This is a genomic window from Lacticaseibacillus jixianensis (assembly GCF_003946485.1).
GTDB classification, from domain to species: Bacteria; Bacillota; Bacilli; order Lactobacillales; family Lactobacillaceae; genus Lacticaseibacillus; species Lacticaseibacillus jixianensis.
The window spans coordinates 21,954-44,217 of sequence record NZ_RHOJ01000019.1 but is presented as its reverse complement, the minus strand read 5'-3'; the positions used below and the strand labels follow the sequence as shown (position 1 = coordinate 44,217).

Annotated in this window: 22 protein-coding genes; 3 read left to right on the top strand and 19 right to left on the bottom strand. The window is 61.8% G+C overall.

The window, feature by feature from the left end; genetic code table 11:
• Positions 1-130 precede the first annotated feature (130 nt).
• From sdaAA to EKM85_RS08355, 5 genes are all read right to left on the bottom strand, one after another.
• Positions 131-997, bottom strand: coding sequence for an L-serine ammonia-lyase, iron-sulfur-dependent, subunit alpha (gene sdaAA, locus EKM85_RS08375; protein ID WP_125585872.1), 867 nt, complete (start codon positions 995-997; stop codon positions 131-133).
• Between the two features lie 9 nt (positions 998-1,006).
• Positions 1,007-1,675, bottom strand: a complete 669-nt coding sequence (gene sdaAB, locus EKM85_RS08370; protein ID WP_125585870.1) for an L-serine ammonia-lyase, iron-sulfur-dependent subunit beta — start codon at positions 1,673-1,675, stop codon at positions 1,007-1,009.
• Positions 1,676-2,039: 364 nt separating this feature from the next.
• Entirely contained in the window at positions 2,040-2,717 is a 678-nt protein-coding gene (locus EKM85_RS08365; protein ID WP_125585868.1) for an adaptor protein MecA, read from the bottom strand.
• 795 nt (positions 2,718-3,512) lie between these two features.
• Complete coding sequence (gene spxA / locus EKM85_RS08360; protein WP_125585866.1) at positions 3,513-3,911, bottom strand: transcriptional regulator SpxA; 399 nt, start codon at positions 3,909-3,911, stop codon at positions 3,513-3,515.
• A gap of 237 nt (positions 3,912-4,148) precedes the next feature.
• Positions 4,149-4,907 (bottom strand): MBL fold metallo-hydrolase, encoded by a 759-nt coding sequence (locus tag EKM85_RS08355; protein WP_125585864.1) that lies wholly within the window; start codon positions 4,905-4,907, stop codon positions 4,149-4,151.
• A 56-nt stretch (positions 4,908-4,963) separates the two neighbouring features.
• Between EKM85_RS08355 and EKM85_RS08350 the strand changes: the two genes are divergently transcribed.
• Entirely contained in the window at positions 4,964-5,500 is a 537-nt protein-coding gene (locus EKM85_RS08350) for a hypothetical protein (protein WP_125585862.1), read from the top strand.
• On the opposite strand, the gene EKM85_RS08345 is transcribed toward EKM85_RS08350, so the two are convergent.
• Complete coding sequence (locus EKM85_RS08345; RefSeq protein ID WP_125585860.1) at positions 5,497-7,503, bottom strand: FtsX-like permease family protein; 2,007 nt, start codon at positions 7,501-7,503, stop codon at positions 5,497-5,499. The genes EKM85_RS08350 and EKM85_RS08345 overlap by 4 nt on opposite strands.
• Complete coding sequence (locus EKM85_RS08340; protein ID WP_125585858.1) at positions 7,481-8,254, bottom strand: ABC transporter ATP-binding protein; 774 nt, start codon at positions 8,252-8,254, stop codon at positions 7,481-7,483. The genes EKM85_RS08345 and EKM85_RS08340 overlap by 23 nt, the downstream gene beginning before the upstream one ends.
• Before the next feature lie 168 nt (positions 8,255-8,422).
• Here EKM85_RS08340 and EKM85_RS08335 point away from each other — a divergent pair, with 168 nt between their 5' ends.
• A complete protein-coding gene (locus EKM85_RS08335; RefSeq protein WP_125585856.1) occupies positions 8,423-9,097 on the top strand; it encodes a response regulator transcription factor in 675 nt (224 codons plus the stop codon).
• Positions 9,097-10,155, top strand: coding sequence for a sensor histidine kinase (locus EKM85_RS08330; RefSeq protein ID WP_125585854.1), 1,059 nt, complete (start codon positions 9,097-9,099; stop codon positions 10,153-10,155). The genes EKM85_RS08335 and EKM85_RS08330 overlap by 1 nt, the downstream gene beginning before the upstream one ends.
• A 57-nt stretch (positions 10,156-10,212) precedes the next feature.
• On the opposite strand, the gene nrdG is transcribed toward EKM85_RS08330, so the two are convergent.
• The 12 genes from nrdG to purE all read right to left on the bottom strand — a co-directional run bounded on the left by nrdG (position 10,213) and on the right by purE (position 22,105).
• A complete protein-coding gene (gene nrdG / locus EKM85_RS08325) occupies positions 10,213-10,791 on the bottom strand; it encodes an anaerobic ribonucleoside-triphosphate reductase activating protein (RefSeq protein WP_125585852.1) in 579 nt (192 codons plus the stop codon).
• Between the two features lie 115 nt (positions 10,792-10,906).
• On the bottom strand, positions 10,907-12,139 hold the full coding sequence (purD, locus tag EKM85_RS08320) for a phosphoribosylamine--glycine ligase (protein ID WP_125585850.1): 1,233 nt from the start codon (positions 12,137-12,139) through the stop codon (positions 10,907-10,909).
• A gap of 10 nt (positions 12,140-12,149) precedes the next feature.
• Entirely contained in the window at positions 12,150-13,673 is a 1,524-nt protein-coding gene (purH, locus tag EKM85_RS08315) for a bifunctional phosphoribosylaminoimidazolecarboxamide formyltransferase/IMP cyclohydrolase (protein ID WP_125585848.1), read from the bottom strand.
• On the bottom strand, positions 13,673-14,242 hold the full coding sequence (purN, locus tag EKM85_RS08310) for a phosphoribosylglycinamide formyltransferase (protein ID WP_125585846.1): 570 nt from the start codon (positions 14,240-14,242) through the stop codon (positions 13,673-13,675). Before purN ends, purH begins: the two co-directional genes overlap by 1 nt.
• Entirely contained in the window at positions 14,239-15,246 is a 1,008-nt protein-coding gene (gene purM, locus EKM85_RS08305) for a phosphoribosylformylglycinamidine cyclo-ligase (RefSeq protein WP_125585844.1), read from the bottom strand. Before purM ends, purN begins: the two co-directional genes overlap by 4 nt.
• Positions 15,243-16,700 (bottom strand): amidophosphoribosyltransferase, encoded by a 1,458-nt coding sequence (gene purF / locus EKM85_RS08300; RefSeq protein WP_125585843.1) that lies wholly within the window; start codon positions 16,698-16,700, stop codon positions 15,243-15,245. Before purF ends, purM begins: the two co-directional genes overlap by 4 nt.
• On the bottom strand, positions 16,685-18,892 hold the full coding sequence (gene purL, locus EKM85_RS08295; protein ID WP_125585841.1) for a phosphoribosylformylglycinamidine synthase subunit PurL: 2,208 nt from the start codon (positions 18,890-18,892) through the stop codon (positions 16,685-16,687). Before purL ends, purF begins: the two co-directional genes overlap by 16 nt.
• Entirely contained in the window at positions 18,879-19,562 is a 684-nt protein-coding gene (gene purQ, locus EKM85_RS08290) for a phosphoribosylformylglycinamidine synthase subunit PurQ (protein ID WP_125585839.1), read from the bottom strand. The genes purL and purQ overlap by 14 nt, the downstream gene beginning before the upstream one ends.
• On the bottom strand, positions 19,559-19,819 hold the full coding sequence (purS, locus tag EKM85_RS08285; protein WP_125585837.1) for a phosphoribosylformylglycinamidine synthase subunit PurS: 261 nt from the start codon (positions 19,817-19,819) through the stop codon (positions 19,559-19,561). Before purS ends, purQ begins: the two co-directional genes overlap by 4 nt.
• The gene (purC, locus tag EKM85_RS08280; RefSeq protein ID WP_125585835.1) at positions 19,812-20,531 is read right to left on the bottom strand and encodes a phosphoribosylaminoimidazolesuccinocarboxamide synthase; all 720 of its coding nucleotides are present in this window, start codon (positions 20,529-20,531) and stop codon (positions 19,812-19,814) included. Before purC ends, purS begins: the two co-directional genes overlap by 8 nt.
• Positions 20,518-21,645 carry a 5-(carboxyamino)imidazole ribonucleotide synthase gene (gene purK, locus EKM85_RS08275; protein ID WP_125585833.1) on the bottom strand — a complete coding sequence of 376 codons (1,128 nt, stop codon included), beginning with the start codon at positions 21,643-21,645 and terminating at the stop codon, positions 20,518-20,520. Before purK ends, purC begins: the two co-directional genes overlap by 14 nt.
• Positions 21,638-22,105 (bottom strand): 5-(carboxyamino)imidazole ribonucleotide mutase, encoded by a 468-nt coding sequence (purE, locus tag EKM85_RS08270; protein WP_125585874.1) that lies wholly within the window; start codon positions 22,103-22,105, stop codon positions 21,638-21,640. Before purE ends, purK begins: the two co-directional genes overlap by 8 nt.
• Between the last annotated feature and the right edge of the window lie 159 nt (positions 22,106-22,264).

Sequence of the window (22,264 nt, the reverse complement as noted above, 5' to 3'; positions counted from 1 at the left end):
AAGTTAAGGTTAGCAGAGAATGGGCGCTGTGCCCACAAAAAGAAGCCCTGAGATTCCGTATTATTCGGATTCTCAGGACTTTTTCTTTTGGGCGAGAATTATGTCTCGGCCCCATTTGCTTTGGCCGGGCTTAATCGCCGAAAATGCGCTGCTTGATGGCCTTACCGGTTGGCGTTGCGGCTAAGCCCCCCTCTGCGGTTTCCCGAAAAGCGCTGGGCATCTGCTTGCCAACCGCATCCATGGCGCTGATCACCTCGTCCGGCGGAATGACCGACCGGATGCCAGCCAGGGCCATGTCCGCGGAGGTCAACGCCTGCGCAGCCCCCATGGCGTTGCGCTTGACGCATGGCACTTCCACCAAGCCCGCCACGGGATCGCAGACCAAGCCCATTAAGTTCGCAATGGTGATCGCGACCGCCTGCGCCGCCGTATCAGCATCGCCGCCTTTGGCCTGGACTAACGCCGCCGCGGCCATCGCCGCGGCGCTGCCCACTTCCGCCTGACAGCCGCCTTCCGCGCCGGCGATGCCAGCGTTATTGGCGATCACCAGCCCGAAGGCCCCCGCCGTGAACAGAAAATCGATCTGCTGGTCTCGCGTGAGGCCAAGCGGCTGACGGACCGCCATCAGGCAACCGGCCACTACCCCGGCACTGCCGGCCGTGGGCGTGGCACAAATCAGGCCCATTTGCGCGTTGACCTCATTGACCGCCACGGCGTTGCGCACCGCAGCCAGCGCAACGGGACTGAGAAAGCTCTCGCCCGCGCTCAGATACTGATCCAGGCGCTTGGCGTCCCCACCGGTCAGGCCGGTGACCGATTTGACCCCCGCGATCCCTTTGGCGATCGATTCGGCCATCACGTCCAAGTTGCGGCCCATGAGCGTCCGAATGGTCTGCTCACTTTTGCCGGTGTTCTCGGCCTCAGTATGCACCATCAGTGCGGCAACGTTCGGGTAGTCCGCGGCCTGCATCACTAATTCCTTGATTGAATAAAACATGGCGTCCCCCTACTCGAAATACGTCGCATTGTCGACGTGCGGCATGGCCTTGAGCTGCGCGACCAGATCCGGCCGCCGCTCGTCGACCTCCATCACCATGATGGCCTGCTCCCCTTTGGCCTCTCGGGTCACCGTCATGGTCCCGATATTCACGCCGTTTGCGCTGAGCAGATCGGTTGCCCGGGCGATCATGCCCGGCACGTCGCGGTGCACTGTGATGAACGTCGGCGTCCCCATCGTCAGGGAGAGCTTGAAGCCGTTGATCTCGGAAATCTGGATGTTGCCGCCGCCGATCGAAACGCCGGTCACGGTCATCGACCGCTTCGGGGTCTGCAGCATGATCTTGGCCGTATTGGGATGATCGACCTTATCGCTTTTCGGCACAAACGTTACCTTGATGCCGCGCTCGTGCGCAATTTTCAAGGAATCTGGCAGCCGCGGATCATCGGGGCCCATGCCAAGCAAGCCGCCGACCAAGGCCACATCGGTGCCGTGGCCGCGGTAAGTCTTGGCGAAGGACTCGTAAAGGTAAATGTCCACGCGCGTCGGCGCCTCGCCGAAAATCTCGCGTACCACTTTACCAATGCGCGCCGCCCCCGCCGTGTGGGATGAACTGGGGCCCACCATGACCGGCCCGATGATGTCAAACACGCTGTTAAACCGCAATTGTTTTGCCATGTCACTGCTCCTTTATCTAGCCTAATAGAACCACGCGCCATCCGCCTCGTCAAGCGGGGCGGCGGCAGGCCTAATCGGGCTCCGGGTCGACAACGCCCGAGCGTCCATCTACGCTCTAGGCCTCGCCGCCAAAACCCGGCGGCAATGCCTAGAGCGATGATGGCCGTCGGGCTAAAACCGTCGACCCTGCGCACCTTGGCTTAATTGGGCGCCGGGTTCGCAACGGGGGAGCAGCGAGCTACGCCAGCGCCTTCACTCGCTTTGCGAGCAAAGGCCCTAGCTAGGCTCCCTGTCCCCCTAAGTGCGCGAACCCTGCGCACCTTGCAAAAAAGGCAGCGCCTCAGCACTGCCCTCGATGGCGCATTTATTTTTTAAAGTAGTAACGCCCTGTCTCCAGCGCGCTGGTCGGCATCAGCAGCTTGCCGTATTCGGCCAAGACGTCCGCCGACAGGTTCTCCCGCGTGCCGTACTCCAGCGCCAGCGCCGTCTGATCCGCAATCTCGCTGCTGGAAGCTTTGTTGGCATAGAAGGTCAGAACTAGGTAGTACGTGTCTCGGTATGCATATAGGTCGCTCGTGGCACCTTCGAGCCTTAGCTCTTGGGCCAACGCCACAAAGTCCTCGAAGCTAGCCAGCTTGACGACGACCTCGGTTTTCTCGGCCTGACCGCCATCAATGAAACCACCTTCGTCGCTCGCCTCGTCCGCCTTTTCAGGCTCATCCAGCGCGTTGAGCTGCTGGCGGATGAAGTCGGGAATTCCATTGGCATCATCGGCTGCGGCCGGCTCATCGTCCTCGTCTTGATCCTGGTTGCGCGAAATCAGCAGCTCCAGGCCGCTTTGGCTCGGCATGACCTGGAAGGTGACGCCGCCTTCGCTCGCGAACGAGTGGTCCTTATCGACCTCATCCAGGATACTATAGAAGAAAGTTTCGATCTGCTTGTGGTTGCCGAGCAGGTCCAGCACTGTGATCCCGCGTTCGGCCAGATCTTCGTTGCCAAGCAGGACCCGAATGGTATTTGCGTTAAGTCGTTCCATTTCCATGATGGCTGCACCTCACTTTGCCTTTGAATCTTAGTATATCAGATTCTCACTGACACGGCATTCTACGCTTAAAAAGTAAGGAATGCAACCAAGCAAGTTCGCCAAGGGCCGCAGGGGTGCCCAGCTAAACCACCACCAGCCCTGCACAGCCGGGCTAACTGGGCTTTGGCCTAAAACCGCCAGTCCCCGCACCTTGGCTTAATCGGGCGACGGGTTCGCAACGCGGGAGCATCTAGCTACGCTCCAGGCCTCGCGCCAAAAATCGCCGGCAATGCTTGGAGCTATGATCACCCTGTAGCCATTTATGGCGTACAGGGTGACATGCGTAGCGGTAGCTGTCGGGCTAAAACCGTCGACCCTTTGCACCTTGGTCTAATCGGGCACCGGGTCGACAACGCGGGAGTGGGCTGCACGCACACGGCCTCGCCGCCAAAGCCCTGCGGCAATGCCGTGTGCTAGGCTGCCCATCCCGCTAAGTGCGTCGACCCTATGCACCTTAGCTTAATCGGGCACCGGGTCGACAACGCCCGAGCGCTTAGCTACGCTCACGGCCTCGCCGCCAAAGTTCGGCGGCAATGCCGCAAGCTAGGCTAATCGTCGGGCTAAAACCGTCGACCCTTTGCACCTTGGTCTAATCGGGCGACGGGTTCGCAACGCGGGAGCATCTAGCTACGCTCCAGGCCTCGCCGGCAAAAAACGCCGGCAATGCCTGGAGCTAGGCTAGCTGTCCCGCTAAGTGCGCGAACCCTATGCACCTTATAAAAAAAGCACGATTCCTTCGAATCATGCCTCCACTTAAAATCCTGCCAACAGTTGGGCCTGCTGCAGCTCCAACGCGCGAACGGAGCGCGGCAAGAACCGGCGGATGTCATCTTCGTTGTACCCCACCTGCAGCCGCTTATCATCCATGATGATCGGCCGCCTGATCAGCGCGGGGTTTTTGGCAATCAACTCGATCAAGCAGTTCATTGAAATCGTCTCGAGGTCGATGTCCAAGTCCTGAAAAGTGTTGGAACGCATGGAAATGACTTCCTCGGTCCCCTTCTCGGTCATGCTCAGCACATGGCGGATCTCGTCAACGGTCAACGGATCGGCAAAAATATTGCGCTCAACAAAGGAAATGTTGTTTTCCACTAGCCAGGCGCGGGCTTTGCGGCATGACGTGCAACTCGGCGAAACATACAGATAAACCATGGGTGCTCGCTCCTTTACTCGTTGCGTGACTGCGCTTTCTTTACATTTATTATTATAACGAAAGTGAAGAAGGTAAAACAATCATAGTTCAAAAACAAATTTTAGATTTCGCGCGCGTTCTTATTGTGAGATAAGTAACAATTAGTTCGACTTGGGCCAAAAGCTTGACCCGGCGGGAAACGTTGCGCCTAAAATCGCGTCAACTTGTTCACCGCCGGGTCAATAAAATTAAATATGTTATTTTGTCCGTGATAATTTGTTCCCATCAATTACAGTCTGCTCACTGGCCAAAAGGACGGGAATAGTCCCCGCGGCCGCTTGGGCCTCCTGCTTCAGCTGCGTGAGTGAGACCTCCTGTGGCAGGTGGGTCAACAGCAGCGTGCCAACGTGGGCGCGCGCGGCAAGGGCGCCGGCCTGCTGCGAGGTCAGGTGCCACATTGGGGCCGGATGTGCTGCCAGGAAGTTGGTGTCAGCCATTAGCAGCTCTGCCCCTTCACAAAACGGCGCCAGGCCCGCAAAGGCCCGGGTATCGCTGGTATCGACAAAGACTTGGCCCGTCGCGCGCTCCTGGATCCGCACCGCAAACGCCGGGACCGGATGCTGGGTCTCAAGAAACGTCAGCGTCAAGGGCCCTAGCTCTAGCGGCGCCTCGGCGCTGTAAGCGATCCCCTGGGTGAACTGACCGAACGTCAGCGCGGCAAAATTCAGCGGGTCTTTGCTGTGCCCGTAAATCGGCAGCGGCGTCACCTTTTTTTGCCCACTGTGAAGCTGGTAATAGTACTGCAGCACGCCGACGTCCGCGGCGTGGTCGTGGTGGTAGTGGGTCAGCAGCACGGCATCCAGGCTGAAGGGCGCGGTCACCTTCTCCAGCGCCAGCAGCGCGCCGGACCCGCAGTCCAGCAGCAACTTGTAATCGCCGCTTTCGATCAAGTAACTGGAGGTCCCCACCCCGTGGTCGGGATAACCCCCGTAGTAGCCTAAGATCGTCAATCGCATCGTATCATTCCTTTCGCTGAAGTAAGCGCTATACTAGATTCATTGGAGGGATTCACATGACCAAGAAAATGCAGTTAGTCCTCGGCAGCAAAACCTACATGCAGGCGATCGTCAAACAGGCAAGCACCCCGGTGCGCCTGCTCAAAGACGCCGAAAAGGACCGCGACTTTGCCACGCTCGACCTGACCGGGGCGATCAAGTTCATCGCGCCAGTGAAGGGCACCGTCCTAGCTAATTATGGCACAGTTCCGCCTGCCGGGTACGTCTACCTCATGTACTTCAAACTGACCGACGAGGAGGCCAAGGTGTTTGAAAAGCAGGCCGAAACGCTGGTTGAGGAGGCCGACCGGCTTGGCGGCTGCGAGGCGATGACCCTGATGCGGACGGACAACCCGCAGTGCGAGTACCTGCTGCTGTCGGCCTGGAGCGGCAAGCTGGACGTCTACACCGCCAAAAACACCCCACTGTTCGCCTCGGTCATGCTGTTCACCAAGCGCGCCCAACAGAGCTACGGGTTTCATCAGGCCTTCTACACCATCGCCGACCCGTTCCACCCCGATCACCCGATGCCGCGCACGATCCTGGACGCTTAACTGCGCTCGGTCAGGCGGACGGTGAGCACGGCAAAGACCAAGTAAACGACTACGTACACCAAAATGATCAAGGTCACTAAGAGGTACCCAGGGTCGTTCAGGAACATGCTCAGGTAGCGGATGATCAGCCCGGAATTGCCGGCGCCAAACAACAACGGCAGCGCAAACACCACGCCCACCTGGCCGGCGGTGATGCGCTGCAGGGCCGCTTGGGGGATGCCGAGCGCGCGCAGAGCCTGCCGCGGCCGCCGCTCCTCGCTGGCGATCATCAGCTGCTTGATCAACAGGATACTGGCAGTGGCCACGATGAAGACCGCCCCCAGCAGGATCACAATAAATAGCCCCATGCCGAAGACCACGTTCATCTCGGTCATCATGGGGGCCCGAAACCGCAGCGCACGGCGGGAATAGTCGGCGGCATCAGCCGTTTGCTGGATCCGCGGTGTTTTTTTGCCTGCCAGTACCGCCCTGCCGGCCCGGACGTAATCGTAAGGCGCGGCGTTGTTCTCCCGCTCGGCGTACGCATGCGCGGCGGGGCTGTTGGCGAGCTTGTAGGCCGTCAGCGAATCCAGCGGCGCAAACAGTGCCTGGTAATCCCGGTCGGCCACGACGAGGGCCCGATCAAAGTAGGCCCCTTCGCCCAGCGGAAAGGCGCTGGTGACCTGCTTCAGCGAAAAGCGCTGGTGCGTGCGCGTCAACGTCAACGACCAGTCTTGACTCTTGCCTAGCCAGGTGTGCTGATACAGGGTGCGGCCGAACAGGATCATCACCCCCTGCCCCCCTGCCACCTTCAGCGGCGGCAGGGTGCGCTGAATCTTGCGCACCCTGGTGTAATCACTGAGGGCGATCACGTTGTACAGCGCCTGGTCGCCGTCGCCGGTCCGCTGCGCCGGCTCGTGCAGCTGGCCAGCCGCCAGCTTCGTGGGCAGCACGACGGTCTGGCGGATCCACTGCGGCCGCAGCTGGTGGTACGTGGTGCGCAGCCCCGGCGCGCTGGCCACCATGTCGAGGGCCACGCCGCGGGTGACGGAGCGCTGGCCAAACTGATAGAGGATCGCCCCACTGCCCAGTACCGTCATGGTGATCGTCGCCAGCACGCTGGTCAAAAACAGCGAGTGGGCATTGCGCACGAGCCGTTTGTGCAAATCGGCGACCGTCAGCAACCAGACGGCGTTGCGGCGCACTTGGGGCCGCTTTTGGAGCCACCCAAACAACGTCGGCAAAGAGATCCTGAAGACTAGATACAGGCCAATAATACCCACGGTCGGCACGGCCAGCAGCGTCCATCCGCCACTGCCGATGAACCGCTGCGCCATGGCGTAGGTCAGGTGGACTAGGTTAAACGCGGCAAGGTAGCTGACTGCTAGGATCACCCCGCCCAGCCACGCGACGCCGACCCGCCACCCGCTAGCCGCGCGCGGCAGGGTCTGCTCTTTCGCCTGCGGCCCTTGGAGGAGCGCCAAGTTGCCTGCATAAAGCGCATTGATGCCGCCCAAGACGGCGTAGACGACCAAGAATAAGCCCGCGATCTCACCGGCGACCCGCGGCGACCACAGCATGCCAACCGCCTGATGGATCCCCATCAGGCGCAGCAGCAGCATCGCCATAAACTTTGAGAATAACCAGCCGCCGAACACGCCTAACATGACGCTCGCGCCGCCCAGCACCAGTGACTCGCAAAACAAACTGAGGCCAAGGCGTCCCCCTGGCATGCCTAACAGCCGGTAGACCCGGATATTGCCAGTGCGCCGTTCGATCAAGATCGCATTCATATAAAGAAGAAAGACGATCGTGAACAGCAGGATCACCACCAAGACCCCGACTAACAGGGCCGGCACTGCCGCGGTGAGATCGTTCATGTCAACCGTGCGGCCTAACACCGCTGGCGCGTCGATCAGCGCCAGCACCGCGTAAAGGACGGCGATCATGCCCGCCGCCATCAGGACGTACAACCGGTCAACCGTGCGGTGACGCCGCAAGTTAGTGCGGATAAGCTTCACCACGCCGGTCACCTCCGTTAATGGTCGCTTCCATATCAATGATGCTGTTGAAAAAGGCCTGCCGGGTTGAGCGGCGGGTAACCTCCGCAAAGTAGGCCCCGTCGCGGATGAAAATGATCCGGTTGCAGAAGCTGGCCGTGAAGGCGTCATGCGTCACCATCATGATGGTGACGTCCTCTTCCAAATTCAGTTTGGCCAGGTACGACAGCAGCTCAGTGGCGGCCATCGAATCCAGACTGCCGGTCGGCTCGTCGGCGAGGATCAGGTCGGGATGGCCGATCATCGCCCGGGCGGCCGCGACCCGTTGCCGCTGGCCCAAGCTGAGCTGTTCGGGGTAGCGGGTGAGCAGCGGCCTTAGCCCCAGCAGATCCGCAAAATGCTGCAGGCGCTGGTCAAGGTCGCCGGGCACCGGGGGCACAAAGGTCTGAGGCAGGATGATATTGTCCGCCACCGTCAAATCAGGCAACAGGTTGAACGCCTGAAAGATGAACCCAAGATCCTCCCGCCGATACCGCGCCGCCTCACTGTCACTCAGCTTGGTCAGCTCCTGGCCGGCCACCGTGATCTGGCCGGAGGTCGGTTGATCAATGGTCGCGATCAGGTTCAGCAGCGTCGACTTCCCGGCACCGCTGGGCCCCATGACGCCGACGAACTCCCCGCTTTCGATGTGAAAGCTGAGGTCGTTAAGGGCGGTCACCCGGTTTAACCGGTGACCATACACTTTAGTCAGATGTTCCACGTTCACGACCCGCATCCGTTTGCCTCCCGCGCTCTTTTCGTCCATAATACCAGAAACTAGCCGTCCTGCCGGCAATCTTGCGATACTGTTAGGAATGCTTGTGAACTCGCCAGCAAACAGCTACCATACAATTAAACCGGTTCGCAGCCGACCCCTCGGCAGACCGGTAAAGGAGGACGACCCATGTTCAAAATCATGATTGTGGAAGATGACCGCACCATCGCCGACCTGATCAAGGACGCGCTGAATAAATGGGAGTTCCAGGCGACGACGGTGCAAGATTTCGATCAGGTCTTCACCCAGTTCGAGCAAACCGCGCCGGACCTCGTCTTACTTGACATCAACCTGCCGGTGCGCGACGGCTACTACTGGGTGAAAAAGATCCGTGACCACTCGCAGGTCCCGGTGATCTTCATCTCCAGTCGCAATACCAATATGGACATGGTCATGGCAATGAATCTGGGCGCCGATGATTTCGTCGAAAAGCCGTTTGCCATGGAGGTGCTGATCGCCAAGATCAACGCGCTGCTGCGCCGGACCTACAACTACCAGGACAAAAGCGCAGTCACCCTGACCGTGGGCGGTTTGACGTTGGACCTCAAAACCGGCATGGCGATCGTCAACGGTGAGGAGATCAACCTGTCCAAAAATGAGTACAAGCTGCTGCAACTGTTGATGCGCGCCCATGGCGAAGTCCTGAGCCGCTCGCACCTGCTGAAGGACCTGTGGACGGATGAGCGCTTTGTGGACGACAACACCCTAACCGTTAACATCAACCGGCTGCGCAAGAAAATCGAGGCGGCCGGCCTGCCCAATTACATCCAAACCAAGGTCGGCCAAGGCTACATGGTGAAGTGATGACCGTAAAAAAATACCTCCAGGACCGCATTTTTGCCATCATCTGGTTCCTCTTCGGCCTTGCGCTGCTCTGCCTGGGGCTGTGGCTTGACCCCCGCCAGCTGGTGCGCTGGGACACGCTGCTGTACTTGGCACTCCTGCTGACCGGGTTTGGCAGCCTCATTCTCTGGTGGGGCTATCACCGGACCAAACGGTGGGTCGCGCCCTTTGAAGAACGGCTGGCGGCCGGCCCCGAAGCGCTGGCGTGGCCGATCAAAGAGACCCTCCGCCACCATGATCAGCAGCTGGTCGCGGCTGCCTATAACCAGCTCATCCGCGAGCACCGCGAGGCCCAGTCCGCCCTGATCGCGCGGCAGCAGGATCAGCAAGCATTCATCGACTCTTGGGTCCATGAGATCAAGGTGCCCCTTGCGGCGGCGGGCCTGCTCCGCGACAGTCTCGATGGTAAGGCCCCAGAACAGCCGCTGGATGAGCTGGCACTGCAACTGGACAAGATCAACTTTTTCGTTGAACAAGTCCTGTATTACTCGCGCCTCGACAGTTTCTCCAAGGACTACCTGCTGCGCGAGTACGATCTGGCCGCGCTGGTTGATAGCGTGATCGTCGACCAGCGCAACAGCTTCATCGCCCGGGGGATCCGCTTTACGCGGGTTGGCGGGCCGCTCACCGTGGTGACCGACGAAAAGTGGCTGCGCTTCATTCTGACCCAGGTGGTGTCAAACGCCTTGAAGTACACCGCCTCTGGGGGCAGGATCACCGCGACGATCAGCGATAACTCGCAGGAAGCCACGCTCACGCTCGCCGACACGGGGATTGGCATTCCGGCAGACGAGCTGCACCGCGTGTTCGAGAAGGGCTTCACCGGCACCAACGGGCGCAACGCCAACCAGCGGGCCACCGGCCTGGGCCTCTACCTGGCCGACCGGCTCAGCCAGAAACTGGGCCACAAACTGACCTTGACCTCGCAGGTGGGCCAAGGCACTCAGGTCACGGTCCACTTCCCGCACCTCAGCTTCTACGGGGAAAAGGGCACGACGCTGACTAAACCTCAGGTATGACACAAAGCGGCGACGAAAATTAGATTTTCGTCGCCGCTTTGTTGACCCTCGCCCGCGCTACCGCACCAGGTCCTTCCAGATCGTCACGTGGCCGCTGGCCAAGGAGGCCGGTACGTCGATGATCCGCTGGTTGGAACTGCCGCGAAACTGCAGCGTCAGATCTTTCTTGGCTTCGAGGAAGCGCCCATCAACCAGGATGTCGAGCATGTTCAGCAGTGCCAGCTTGTCTTCAGACTCCTGCATCAGCTCATCCCACGTGTACCCGGTCCAGCTCCAAATGTCCTTCGTGTGCCCAAACTCGCGGCGCACCCGACGGCACAGCTGCAGGCAGACCTGCGTGTTCAGGAACGGCTCGCCGCCCAGCAAAGTAAGCCCCTGCACGTAGCTCTGGCTCAGGTCCGCAATGATGCGATCCTCCAGTTCCTGGGTGTAGGGCGTACCATAATGAAAATTCTGCGCGACCTTGTTGTAACAGCCCGGGCAGTTGAACCGGCAGCCCGAGACGTACAGGCTGCAACGGACGCCTTCCCCATCCACGAAGACGAACGGCTTGTAGCTGGCCACGTACTGCAGCGACAGGGCGGACGCCAGCCATTCCTTAGGTTTTGGATCATTCGGCAATTTTCTTTGCGGCATCATGCTCACTCCATTTCATACGCTTAATGCTACCACAGCCGACCCCCAATATGTAGTACCGGCGGGGAATAAAAACGGCCAACCGCCATGGATATGGTAGTTGGCCGTCATTTGCTTACAGGCCTTTGGCGCCAATGTCGCGGCGCACCGCCAGCGCGCCTTGCAAAGGCTGCATCCGCGCGTAGGCCTGGGCCTGAGCCTGAGCGAGGGTGGCCCCGGCACCAAGCACCGTGAAGATCCGGCCGCCGGCGCTGACCAGGCCAGCTTTGGTCTGCGCAACCCCCGCCGGCAGCCAGTACCGCTTTTGCTCAGCGTCAGGCAGTTGCAAAGGGTACGCCTGCCCGCGGTTTGGATAGGCCGGATCAACGGCCACCACCCCGCAGTAGGTTAGCCCATCCAGCGCCAGGGGCTGGGCCTGACCAGCCAGCAGATCAACCGTCAGTTCGTAGAAATCATTTTGCACCTGGGGCAGCAGCACCTGCGTCTCCGGATCGCCAAAGCGCAGATTGTACTCCAGAATTTTGGGCCCTTCAGCGGTGAACATCAGCCCCAGGTAAAGCACGCCGCATCCGGCCAGCCCGTCGGCGGCCAATCCTGCCAGCGTGCGGTCGCACAAAGCGGCGGCAGCTGCCTGCTGCGCGGCGGTGAACTGCGGGGCGGGGCTGATCGCCCCCATCCCCCCCGTGTTCGGCCCAAGGTCGCCGTCAAAGCGGCGCTTATGGTCCTGGGCCAGTGGGAACAGGACCCGCGCCTGGCCGTTGAACATGGCCAGCACCGACGCTTCTTCCCCCTGAAGGAATTCTTCCAGCAGCACCGGCGCATCCGGCTGCGCCGCATAAAGCGCTGTCAGCACCTGCGTAGCGGTGGCCTCATCCTGCGCCACGGTGACCCCTTTGCCGCCGGCCAGACCATCCGCTTTGATCACGACGGGCAGGCCGAACGGCTTCAGCGCCGCTTGCGCTTCGGCGAGTGAGTGGACCAGCGTCGCGGCCGCGGTCGGCAGGTCGTGGCGCGCCATAAACGCCTTGGCAAACTGCTTGCTGCTTTCCAGCTGGGCTAAGGCCTGCGGCGGCCCAAACACCGGCAGCCCTGCCGCCTGAAACGCGTCGACCAGGCCCGCTGCCAGGGGCTGCTCCGGCCCGACAAAGGTCAGCGCAACGTGGGCCTTGGCGAAGGTGATCAGCGCCTCGCCATCCGTTTCGGCGATGGGCACCGGCGTGAGCCCAATCAGGGGCATGCCGGCATTGCCCGGGGCGACAAATACTTGAGCGACCTGCGGCGACCGCAGAAACGCCAGGCCCAGCGCGCTTTCCCGCGCGCCTTGCCCGATCACTAAGACGTTGACCATCATTGCCTCCTTAATGCCGGAAGTGGCGCACCCCAGTGGTGACCATCGCAATGCCGTACTTGTCAGCCATGGCGATCGAATCCTTGTCGCGGATCGAGCCCCCAGGTTGAATGATTGCCCGAATGTCGTGCTGCGCGGCGTACTCCACGCAGTCATCCATTGGGAAGAATGCGTCAGACGCCAGGACGGCTCCGGCGAAGTCCTGGTTCTGCTGAGCCTGCTGCAACGCGATCGCCACTGACCCGATCCGGTTCATTTGGCCGGCACCGATCCCCAGGGTCTGGCCTTTTTTGGCCACCACGATGGCGTTGCTCTTGACGTGCTTGACCACCTGCTGAGCAAACAGCATGGCGTCGATCTGGGCCTGGGTCGGCTGGACCTTGGTCACGACGGTCAGATCCGCCGCCGTCTCGATTTTGGCGTCCGTCGTCTGGCGCAGCACCCCGCCATTGACCGCCACCGTCTCCACGCGGCCGGCCGGCGTGTGGTCAGCCAGGGTGATCGTCATGAGGCGCACGTTCTTCTTCTTGGCCAACACCGCCAAGGCATCGTCATCAAAACTCGGGGCCATGATGATCTCCAGGAACAACGCGTGCATCTTCTCCGCCGTGGCCAGGTCCACCGGCCGGTTCAGCGCAATGATGCCGCCAAAGATCGAGGTCGAATCGGCCGCATAGGCTTTGTCCCAGGCCGCTTCGATCGTGGCGCCCTGGCCGATCCCGCACGGATTCATGTGCTTGACGGCCACCACGGTCGGCTCCTGGTACTCGTTGATCATGGCCAGCGCGGTATCCGCGTCCCGGATGTTGTTGAAGGACAGCTCCTTGCCGTGAAGCTGGTGGGCCGCCGCGAGCGACTCCGCCGGGGCGTCTGGCGCCGCGTAAAAGGCCGCGTCCTGGTGACTATTTTCGCCGTAGCGCAGCTTGGACAGTTTCTTGAACGTCGGCGTAAACAGCGCCGGGAACGGCTCTGGGTCCAGGTAAGCGGCAATTTGGGCATCGTAGGCCGCAGTGATCTGGAAGACCTTGGCGGCCAGCCGGCTGCGCAGCTGCGCGTCGTCGGCGTCCAGGCCGGCCAGCACCGCTTCGTAGTCCGCTGGGTCTGCGACCGCCCACACGCTGGCTGCATTCTTGGCCGCGGCCCGCAGCGCGCTCGGCCCGCCGATGTCGATCTGCTCAATGGCCTGCGCACGGGTGGTCTCCGGCTTGGCGATGGTCTCGGCAAACGGGTACAAGTTGACGCACACCAAGGCGATTGGCTGAATGTCATGTGCCGCCAGCGCGCGCATGTGGGCCGGCACGTCCCGCTTGGCCAGAATCCCGGCGTGGATCTTCGGGTGCAGGGTCTTGACCCGGCCGTCCAGCATTTCCGGGAACCCGGTCACTGCCTCGACCCCGGTGACCGTTAAGCCGGCTTGCTCCAGCGTGGCTTTGGTGCCGCCGGTTGAAACCAGTTCGAAGCCCCGGGCAATGAGGCCTTGGGCAAATGCCGTCAGGCCGGTTTTATCAGAGACACTTAACAATGCACGTTTCACTAGATTTTCTCCTCCTTGATCAAGTCCTCGATCGTCTGTGGTAGTAAGTGGTGCTCAACGTCATGAATCGCTGTTTCAAGGGTTTCAAGCGTGGTCGCCTTGCCGATCAAAACCGGCGCCTGGGCAATGATCTGCCCGGAATCGATGCCGGCATCCACAAAATGCACGGTCACCCCCGTCACCTTAACGCCGTAATTGAACGCGTCTTCAATCCCGGTGCGGCCAGGAAAACTGGGCAGCAGCGCCGGGTGAAGGTTAATGATGCGGTTAGGAAAGGCCGCCAGCAGCGTTTCGCCGATGATGCGCATGAACCCGGCCAGGACCAGCAGATCGCACGGCGGCAGTTGCTGGATCAGTGCCGCCTCGGCCGCCTGCTTAGTCGCGTACCGCCGGTAATCAAGCGTGATCACCGGAACCCCGCGGGCCTGGGCCTTTGCAACCACCGGGGCGCGCTCATGGTCAGACACCAGCGCGACGATCCGCGCCGTCTGACTGCGGTCAAAATGGTCCGCCAGGGCTTCAAAATTTGTGCCCGTCCCTGAGGCGAACACGACTAGTCGCTTCGTCATGCCTGCCTCCATTCCACGGCGTCCTGCGTGCGCACGCCGACCTGGCCGATGCGTTTAGCGTGCGGCTCGACCGCCAGGACCTGGGCCACATGGGCAGCCGGCACCGCCAGCACCATCCCAATCCCCAGGTTGAACGTGCGCCGCATCTCGGTATCGCTGAGCCCGCCGGCCTGCTGGATGCGCTGAAAGAGCTCCGGCCAGACCCAACTGTGCGGATCAATTTGCGCTGCCAGCCCTTTCGGGAGCATCCGCGGGACGTTATCGGTGAACCCGCCGCCGGTGATGTGAGCCGCGCCATGAAGCGCGCCCTTCTCCTGTAGTGCCAGCAGCGACTTAACGTAAAGCCGGGTGGGCGTCATCAGCGCCGCCCGCATTTCGGTTCCATCCTGCAGCGGCATCATGCCCAAGTTCGTTTCGGCCAAGAGGGCCCGAATGAGGGAAAAGCCGTTGCTGTGAACGCCGCTGCTGGGCAGGCCCACCAGGACGTCCCCGGCCTGAACGTGCCTTGGCAACAGTTGCTCGCGCGAGGCGAGGCCGACCGCAAAGCCGGCCAGATCGTAGTGCTTTTGCGGGTACATCCCCGGCATTTCGGCCGTTTCGCCGCCGATCAGGCTCATCTGGGCCTCACGGCAGCCGTACGCGATCCCCCGCACGACTTCCTCCACCCGCGAAGGGATCAGCTTGTCCGTCGCCAGATAATCGAGGAAAAACAGCGGCCGCGCGCCGGTCGCCACCAGATCATTAGCCACCATCGCGACGAGGTCGATGCCGATCGTCTCGTGCGCATCGCATTCCAAAGCAAGTAGCAGCTTGGTGCCCACCCCGTCGGTCGCGGACACGAGGACCGGCGCTTCCACCTGCGGGAGCGTATACGCCGCGGCAAAGCCGCCAAGGTCGCTCAAAACGCGCGCCGATTGCGTCTCTTTCACCAGGGGGGCAATGCGCAAAACGGCTTCGTTGCCGGCATCGACGTCCACACCTGCTTGCTGATAATTAATGCTCATGGGGCGGCCACCTCCTTAACGTTCTGGGCCAGCGCCTTCAACTCCAAGTCGAGGTTAGCCGCGTAGTCATCCAGCGGGGTCGGGTACTCACCCGTGAAGTAGGCCACACACAGCCCGCGATTCGGGGCCGTGGTCGAGAGGCCCACGCTGTCTTCCAACCCTTGGACCGAGAGGAAACCGAGGCTATCCACTCCCAGCAGCGTGCGCATCTCGCGCACGCTGTAGTTCGCAGCCAGCAGCTCCTTGGTCGTCTGGATATCGATACCGTAAAAACACGGGAAACGCAGCGGCGGGCTGGCAATGCGCAGGTGAACCGCCTTGGCCCCCGCCTCCTTAAGTAGTTGCACGATCTGCTTAGCGGTCGTCCCGCGGACAATTGAATCATCGATCAGGACCACCCGTTTACCGCTGACGACCGCCTTGAGCGCGGACAACTTCAGCCGCACGCTGCGCTCCCGCAGGGCCTGCGTCGGCTGAATGAACGTGCGCGCCACGTACTGGCTTTTGATCAGGCCCATTTCGTAGGGCAACCCACTTGCCTGCGCGTAGCCGATGGCGGCTGACAAACTTGAATTAGGCACGCCGACGACGATATCGCCGGCCGCCGGCTGCTCCTGGGCCAGCCGCTTGCCCATGGCCACGCGCGCCTGGTGGACATTGACGCCGTGGATCTCAGAATCCGGCCGGGCAAAGTAGACGTACTCCATCGAACACACCGCGAGCTGGGTGTTCGTGGTGTACTGCTGCATGTGGAGCCCCGTATCGTCCACCGTGACCAGCTCGCCGGGCTGAACATCTTTGATGAACGTCGCCCCCACTGCGTTAAGCGCCGCAGTTTCGCTGCAAACGACGTATCCGCCGCCGGGCAGCTGGCCGACGACCAGCGGGCGAAAGCCATTCGGATCACACGCGGCATAAAGGCCCGCCTCCGTCAGCAAGGCGAAAGCAAACCCGCCGTGGACCTGATTCAAGGCGGCCATCAGCTGACCCGCGAAGGTCTTCGCCGGACTGCGGCGCAGCAGGTGCATCAGCACCTCTGTGTCGCTGGTGGACTGAAAGATCGCGCCGGCCTTCTCCAAGGCCGCCCGCAAACTGATCGCGTTGGTCAAATTTCCGTTATGCGCCAACGCCACCGCCCCGTCGCTGAACCGAAACAGGAGGGGCTGGATGTTTTCCAAGATCGCGCCGCCAGCAGTTGCGTAGCGGACGTGGCCCAGCGCTGCCGGCCCGCGCAAGGCCGCCAGGTCGGCCGGCTGCGCAAAGACCTGAGACACCAGGCCAAACCCGTAGTGGCGGCGCATTCCGGCCGGCGTCAACGACGCGATCCCGGCCCCTTCCTGGCCGCGGTGCTGGAGCGTGTGCAACCCGAGATGCGTCAGTTCGGCGGCGTTGGGGTCTCCCCAGACGCCGAACACGCCGCATTCCTCGTTTAAGCTTTTTACTTCAGCAGGCATGGCAAACTCTCCTCCCAAATCGTCTGGAGCACGGCGACCGGCTCCTCAATGCGCCCGTCCGCTGCGTTGATCTGAAGCATTTCGCCCCCGGTGGTGCCGATCAGCTTGGCCATCCCGGCAGCCAGCGCCTCAAATGCCGCCTGCGCGCTTTGTGGGACCGTCACCAGGAAGCGGCTTTGGGTCTCACTGAACAGTTGGGCGGCCGGCAGCGCGAGGCTCACCGCCGCGCCGATCCCGAGTGCAAAGGTCATCTCGGCAAGGGCGACGCCCAAGCCGCCATCGCCGACGTCATGCGCCGCGGCGATCAGGTGAGCCCGGATCGCGGTCAGCACCAGCTGCTGGTGGGCCTGCTCAAGCTGCAAGTCCAGCCCCATCAGGCGGCCGGCGACGCTGCCGGTCTGCACCTGCTGCAAGAGGCTGCCGTTGAAATCGGCGGCGGTGTCACCGATCACGTAAATCAGCTCCCCGGCCGTTTGGAAGCCGGCGCCGGTCACCGTGGTCAGGTCTTCGATCAGCCCCACCATTCCGATCATCGGCGTCGGCGCGATGGCCTCACCGTTCGTCTCGTTGTACAAGGAAACGTTGCCCGAGATCACCGGTGTGTTCAGGACCTTGGTCGCTTCGACAATGCCCTTAGCCGATTCCTGAAGGCTGTAGAACTGTTCCGGCTTGGTCGGATCGCCGTAGTTCAGGCAATCGGTGATCCCCAGCGGCTGCGCCCCGACGGCCACCAGGTTGCGGGCGGCCTCGGCCACCGTGATCGCCCCGCCGATTGCCGGGTCTAAGGCCAGGTAACGGCCATTGGAATCCGTGGTCAGCGCCAGCGCGCGGTGCGTTCCGCGCACGCGGATCACGGCCGCATCACCGCCGGGCCCGGCGATGGTGTTCGTCTGCACCTGCGCGTCGTACCGCCGGTAAAGGCTGCTTTTGGCGGCGACGTTGGGGTCGGCCAACAGCTGCTTCAGCGTGGCGGCGGGATCGCTCACGGCCGGGACAAACGCGGCCGCGGGGTGGGCCAGGCGGGCCGGCTGCTTGCCGACTTGGTGATACACCGGTGCGTCGTCGGTAAGCAGGCTGACCGGGACGTCGCACACGACGGCGCCGCCTTGGGTGAGGCGGTAGCGGCCGTCGTCAGTCACGTGCCCGATCACCACGGCGTCAAGGTCGTACTGCTTGAAGACCGCCTCAACTTCGGCTTCGTGGCCCGCTTTGACACAGAGCATCATGCGCTCCTGCGATTCGGACAGCATGATCTCAAACGGCGTCATGCCCGGCTCGCGCTGCGGCACCAGATCCAGGTCAAGCACCATCCCGTAGCCGGCCTTGTCCGCCATTTCAACCGTTGACGACACCAGCCCGGCGGCGCCCATGTCCTGCATGCCGACCAAGGCTTCTTGGTGCTGATGGGTCACCTCCAGGCAGGCGTCAACCAGCAGTTTTTCCATGAACGGATCGCCGACCTGAACGGCCGAGCGGTCCGCCGCCTCGGCGGTCGAGAACTCGGCCGAGGCAAAACTGGCGCCGTTGATCCCATCGCGGCCGGTTTTGGCGCCGACGTACAGCAGGCTGTTGCCTGTGCCGGCGGCCTGACCGCGCTGAATCGCACTTTCGTCCATCACCCCGACGCACATGGCGTTGACCAGCGGGTTCTGCGCGTACGTCGGCGCGAACTTGGTCTCGCCGCCGACCGTAGGGATCCCGATCGCGTTGCCGTAATCGCCGATCCCGGCCACCACCTGATCGATCAATTGCTTCGTGTGCGGGTCGGTGGGATAGCCGAACGCCAGTGAATCGAGGACCGCCACGGGTTTGGCGCCAATCGAGAAAATGTCGCGGATGATGCCGCCGACCCCGGTGGCCGCCCCCTGGTAAGGTTCAACGGCACTCGGGTGGTTGTGGCTTTCCGCCTTGAACACCACGGCCTTGCCCTCACCGATCGCGATCACCCCGGCCCCTTCACCCGGGCCCATCAGCACGCGGTCGTTCTTGGTCCAGAAGGTTTTCAGGACCGGCTTGCTGTACTTGTAGGCGCAGTGCTCGCTCCACATGCCAGACGCCAGCCCGATCTCTGTCAGGTTGGGCAGCCGGCCTAACTTTTCGGCAAAAAGGTCGTACTCGGACTCAGTGAGGCCCCACTGCAGGTAAGGCTTCTCCTGCTTGATCGTCTCTGGGCTCATCTCAGTTTGCAGCATAGGCGCCCTCCTCAATGGCTTCTTTCAGCGACTCAAACACGCCCAGCCCATCGGTACCGAAGATCAGCTGCTCAACGGCCCGCTCCGGATGCGGCATCATGCCCAGCACGTTGCCCGCGGCGTTGGTCAGCCCGGCGATATCGTTCAGGCTGCCATTCGGGTTGTGGGCGTACCGGAACACCACTTGCCCGTTGGCCTCAATGGCCTGAAGTGTCGCGGGATCGGCGTAGTAGTTGCCTTCCCCGTGGGCGATCGGCAGCGTCACCGTCTGCCCGGCCCGGTAGCGATTGGAAAAGGCGGTGTGCGCGTTAGCCACGACCAGCGGTTCCGGTTCGCAGATGAACTGCAAGCTGGTGTTCCACTGCAGCGCCCCGGGCAACAGCCCCGCCTCGGTCAGGATCTGAAACCCGTTGCAGATCCCCAGGACATAGCCGCCGGCCGCGGCAAACGCCTTAAGGGCCGGCATGATGGGCGCAAACTTGGCGATGGCGCCGGAGCGCAGGTAATCGCCGTACGAAAAGCCGCCGGGTACCAGCACCAGGTCAAACCCGGTCAAGGTCGTGGCACTGGCCGCGACCTTCGTCACCCGTTCGCCCAGCACGGTCCCAATGGCATGCATGAGATCATCATCACAGTTGGAGCCAGGAAAGCTGATCACCGCCGCGTTCATTGCGCCACCGCCAGTTCTTCGACCGTGTAGCGGAAGGTTTCCGTGTTCACGTTGGCCAGCATCTCGTCGCAGATCCGCGCGACCTGCGCCTCGGCAGCCGCCTGATCCGCGGCCGCCAGTGTCAGCTCGAAGTACTTGCCGACCAGCACGTCCTGGACGTTGTCGTCGCCCAGGCGGCGCAGCGTGTTCTGAATGACCTGCGCCTTCGGATCCAGCACGCTGGGTTTGTAGTTGACGTAAATCTTGGCTTTAAACATGGGCAGCTCCTTTCAACCGGTCTAAGACGACCTGGTAGGCCGGGGTCAACGGCCCCTCATGGTGGCGAAAAATATCCTTATCCAGCGAGCGGCCCGACTGCTCGTCGATCAGCCGCATGTTATCTGGTGACAGCTCATCGGCCAGCACTAAGCGGCCGTTCGGCAAGCGGCCAAACTCCAGCTTAAAGTCCACCAGCTTGATCCCCACGCTGGCAAAAAGGGCCGTGAGCACCGCGTTGACCCGGTCGGCCAGCTGGTGGGTTGCCGCCAGCGTCGAAGCATCAGCGAATCCCAGCGCCGTGATCTGCTCATCGTTGATGAACGGGTCATCCAGCGCGTCGGACTTGTAGTAGAACTCGTGCACGGCCGGGGCCAGCGGCAGCAGCGGTGCCGTGTGGAATTTGCGTTCAAAACTGCCCGAGGCATAATTGCGCACCACGACCTCCAAAGGCACCATGGTGCACTGCCGCACGATCATCGTCTGGTCGTCCCAATTCTTGATGAAATGCGTCGGGATCCCCGCCGCCTCGACGGCCTCAAACAGCAGCCCGGAGATTTGGCGATTCAGGGTGCCCTTGCCTTCGATTTGCACCTTTTGCTTGCCGTTGAGCGCCGTTGCCTGATCCTTGTATGCCGCCCACAGCACCCCGGGAACGTCGGTCAGGTACATGTCTTTCGCCTTGCCAGAATAGAGCAACTCAGTCTTTTCCATTTTCGTCCTCCAATTGAACCGCCTGCAGCATGTCAGCAGTATCCCCCGCAAGCACGGTCAAATGCCCCATCTTACGCCCCGCGCGCGCCTCTGCCTTGCCGTAATCATGCACGTGCCACTCCGGATGCCGCGGCCAGGCCCGCTCGGCTTGCGCCAGTTCCGCCCACAACAGATTACGCATCACGGCCGGCTCCTGCAGCCGGATCGGTGGCAGCGGCAGGCCGCAAATACTCAGAATGTGCGCCTGAAACTGGGAGAAGTTGCACGCCTCGATCGAGTAGTGACCGGAATTGTGCGGCCGCGGGGCTAATTCGTTGACCAGGACCCCGTCCTTGCCTTCAAACAGCTCGATGCCAAGCACCCCACGCAGGGCCAGGGCCTTGGCGATCTTTGCCGCCAGCGCGTCGATCTGGTAGCGGGCCGGTTTTCTCAAGTGCGGCGCCGGCGCGATCGTGGTGTGCAGAATGTGGTGCTGGTGGTGATTCTCCACTACCGGGAAGCAGCGCACCGCATCATTGCCGTCGCGCGTGACCATGAGGGACAGTTCCCGGTCAAAGGCCACCCGGGCCTCCAAGATGCAGGGGCCCTTGGCCAGCAGCCGGCGGGCAGCCGGCAGATCAGACTCACCGTTGATGTCCTGCTGGCCGTGCCCGTCATAGCCGCCCGTCGTGGTTTTTAAAATTGCGGGCACGCCGACCTCGTGGATCGCCGCGGCCAGCGCTGCTTCGTCCGGGACAGCCGCAAAGTCCGCAGTGGGAATGCCGTGTTCGCGCAGAAACGTCTTCTCGCGGATGCGGTCACGGGTGATCGCCAGCAGCTCAGTGCCCTGGGGCAGCGCGGCATTTTGGCTGACCTTAGCCAGCGCAGTGAGATCGACGTTTTCAAATTCGTAGGTCAAAACGTCCGCGCGCTTGGCCAACGCCGTGAGCGCGGCCTGATCCGTGTAGTCCGCCTGCAATTGAAAATCAGCGACTTGCCCCGCCGGACACTGCGGAGTCGGGTCAAGGACCCCAACCGTGTAGCCCATGGCCTTAGCCGCCTGAGCAAGCATCCGCCCCAATTGGCCGCCGCCGACGATCCCAATCGTGGCTGGCGGCAGAATCGGCTCACTCATCAAGCTGCGCCTCGCTTTCCTGGGCGGCCGCAGTTTGTTGCTGGCGAAAGGCTGCTAGCCGCGCGGCCACTTGCGGGTCGGTAATCGCCAGCATCGCCGCGGCCATCAGGGCGGCATTCTTGGCCCCCGCGTCGCCGATCGCCATCGTGGCAACCGGCACCCCAGAGGGCATCTGGACGATGGAGAGCAGCGAGTCGATCCCGCTCAATGTTCGGGTTTTAATTGGCACCCCGATGACGGGAACGGTTGTGCTCGCCGCCAGCATCCCGGGCAAATGCGCCGCGCCCCCGGCGCCTGCAATGATCACGTCGATCCCCTTTGCCCGCGCCTGCGCGGCAAACTGCTGCAGCTGCACCGGCATCCGATGCGCCGAGATCACGTGTTTTTCCACGGGAATATCGAATTGGCTGAGCAGTTCAACGGCCTGACGCATGGTCGGCCAGTCCGACGTTGAACCCATTACCACAGCGACTGTCAATGATCGTCACCTGCTTTCATATTTGCCTTGAGTTTATCACGCCTGTTTCACCGGCTCAACCATTTTTAAGAACGTTTTTGCTTTTATATTCAACTATTGTTCGTATTTATTGTTCGTATAAAAAAACCGCAAGCAAGGCTT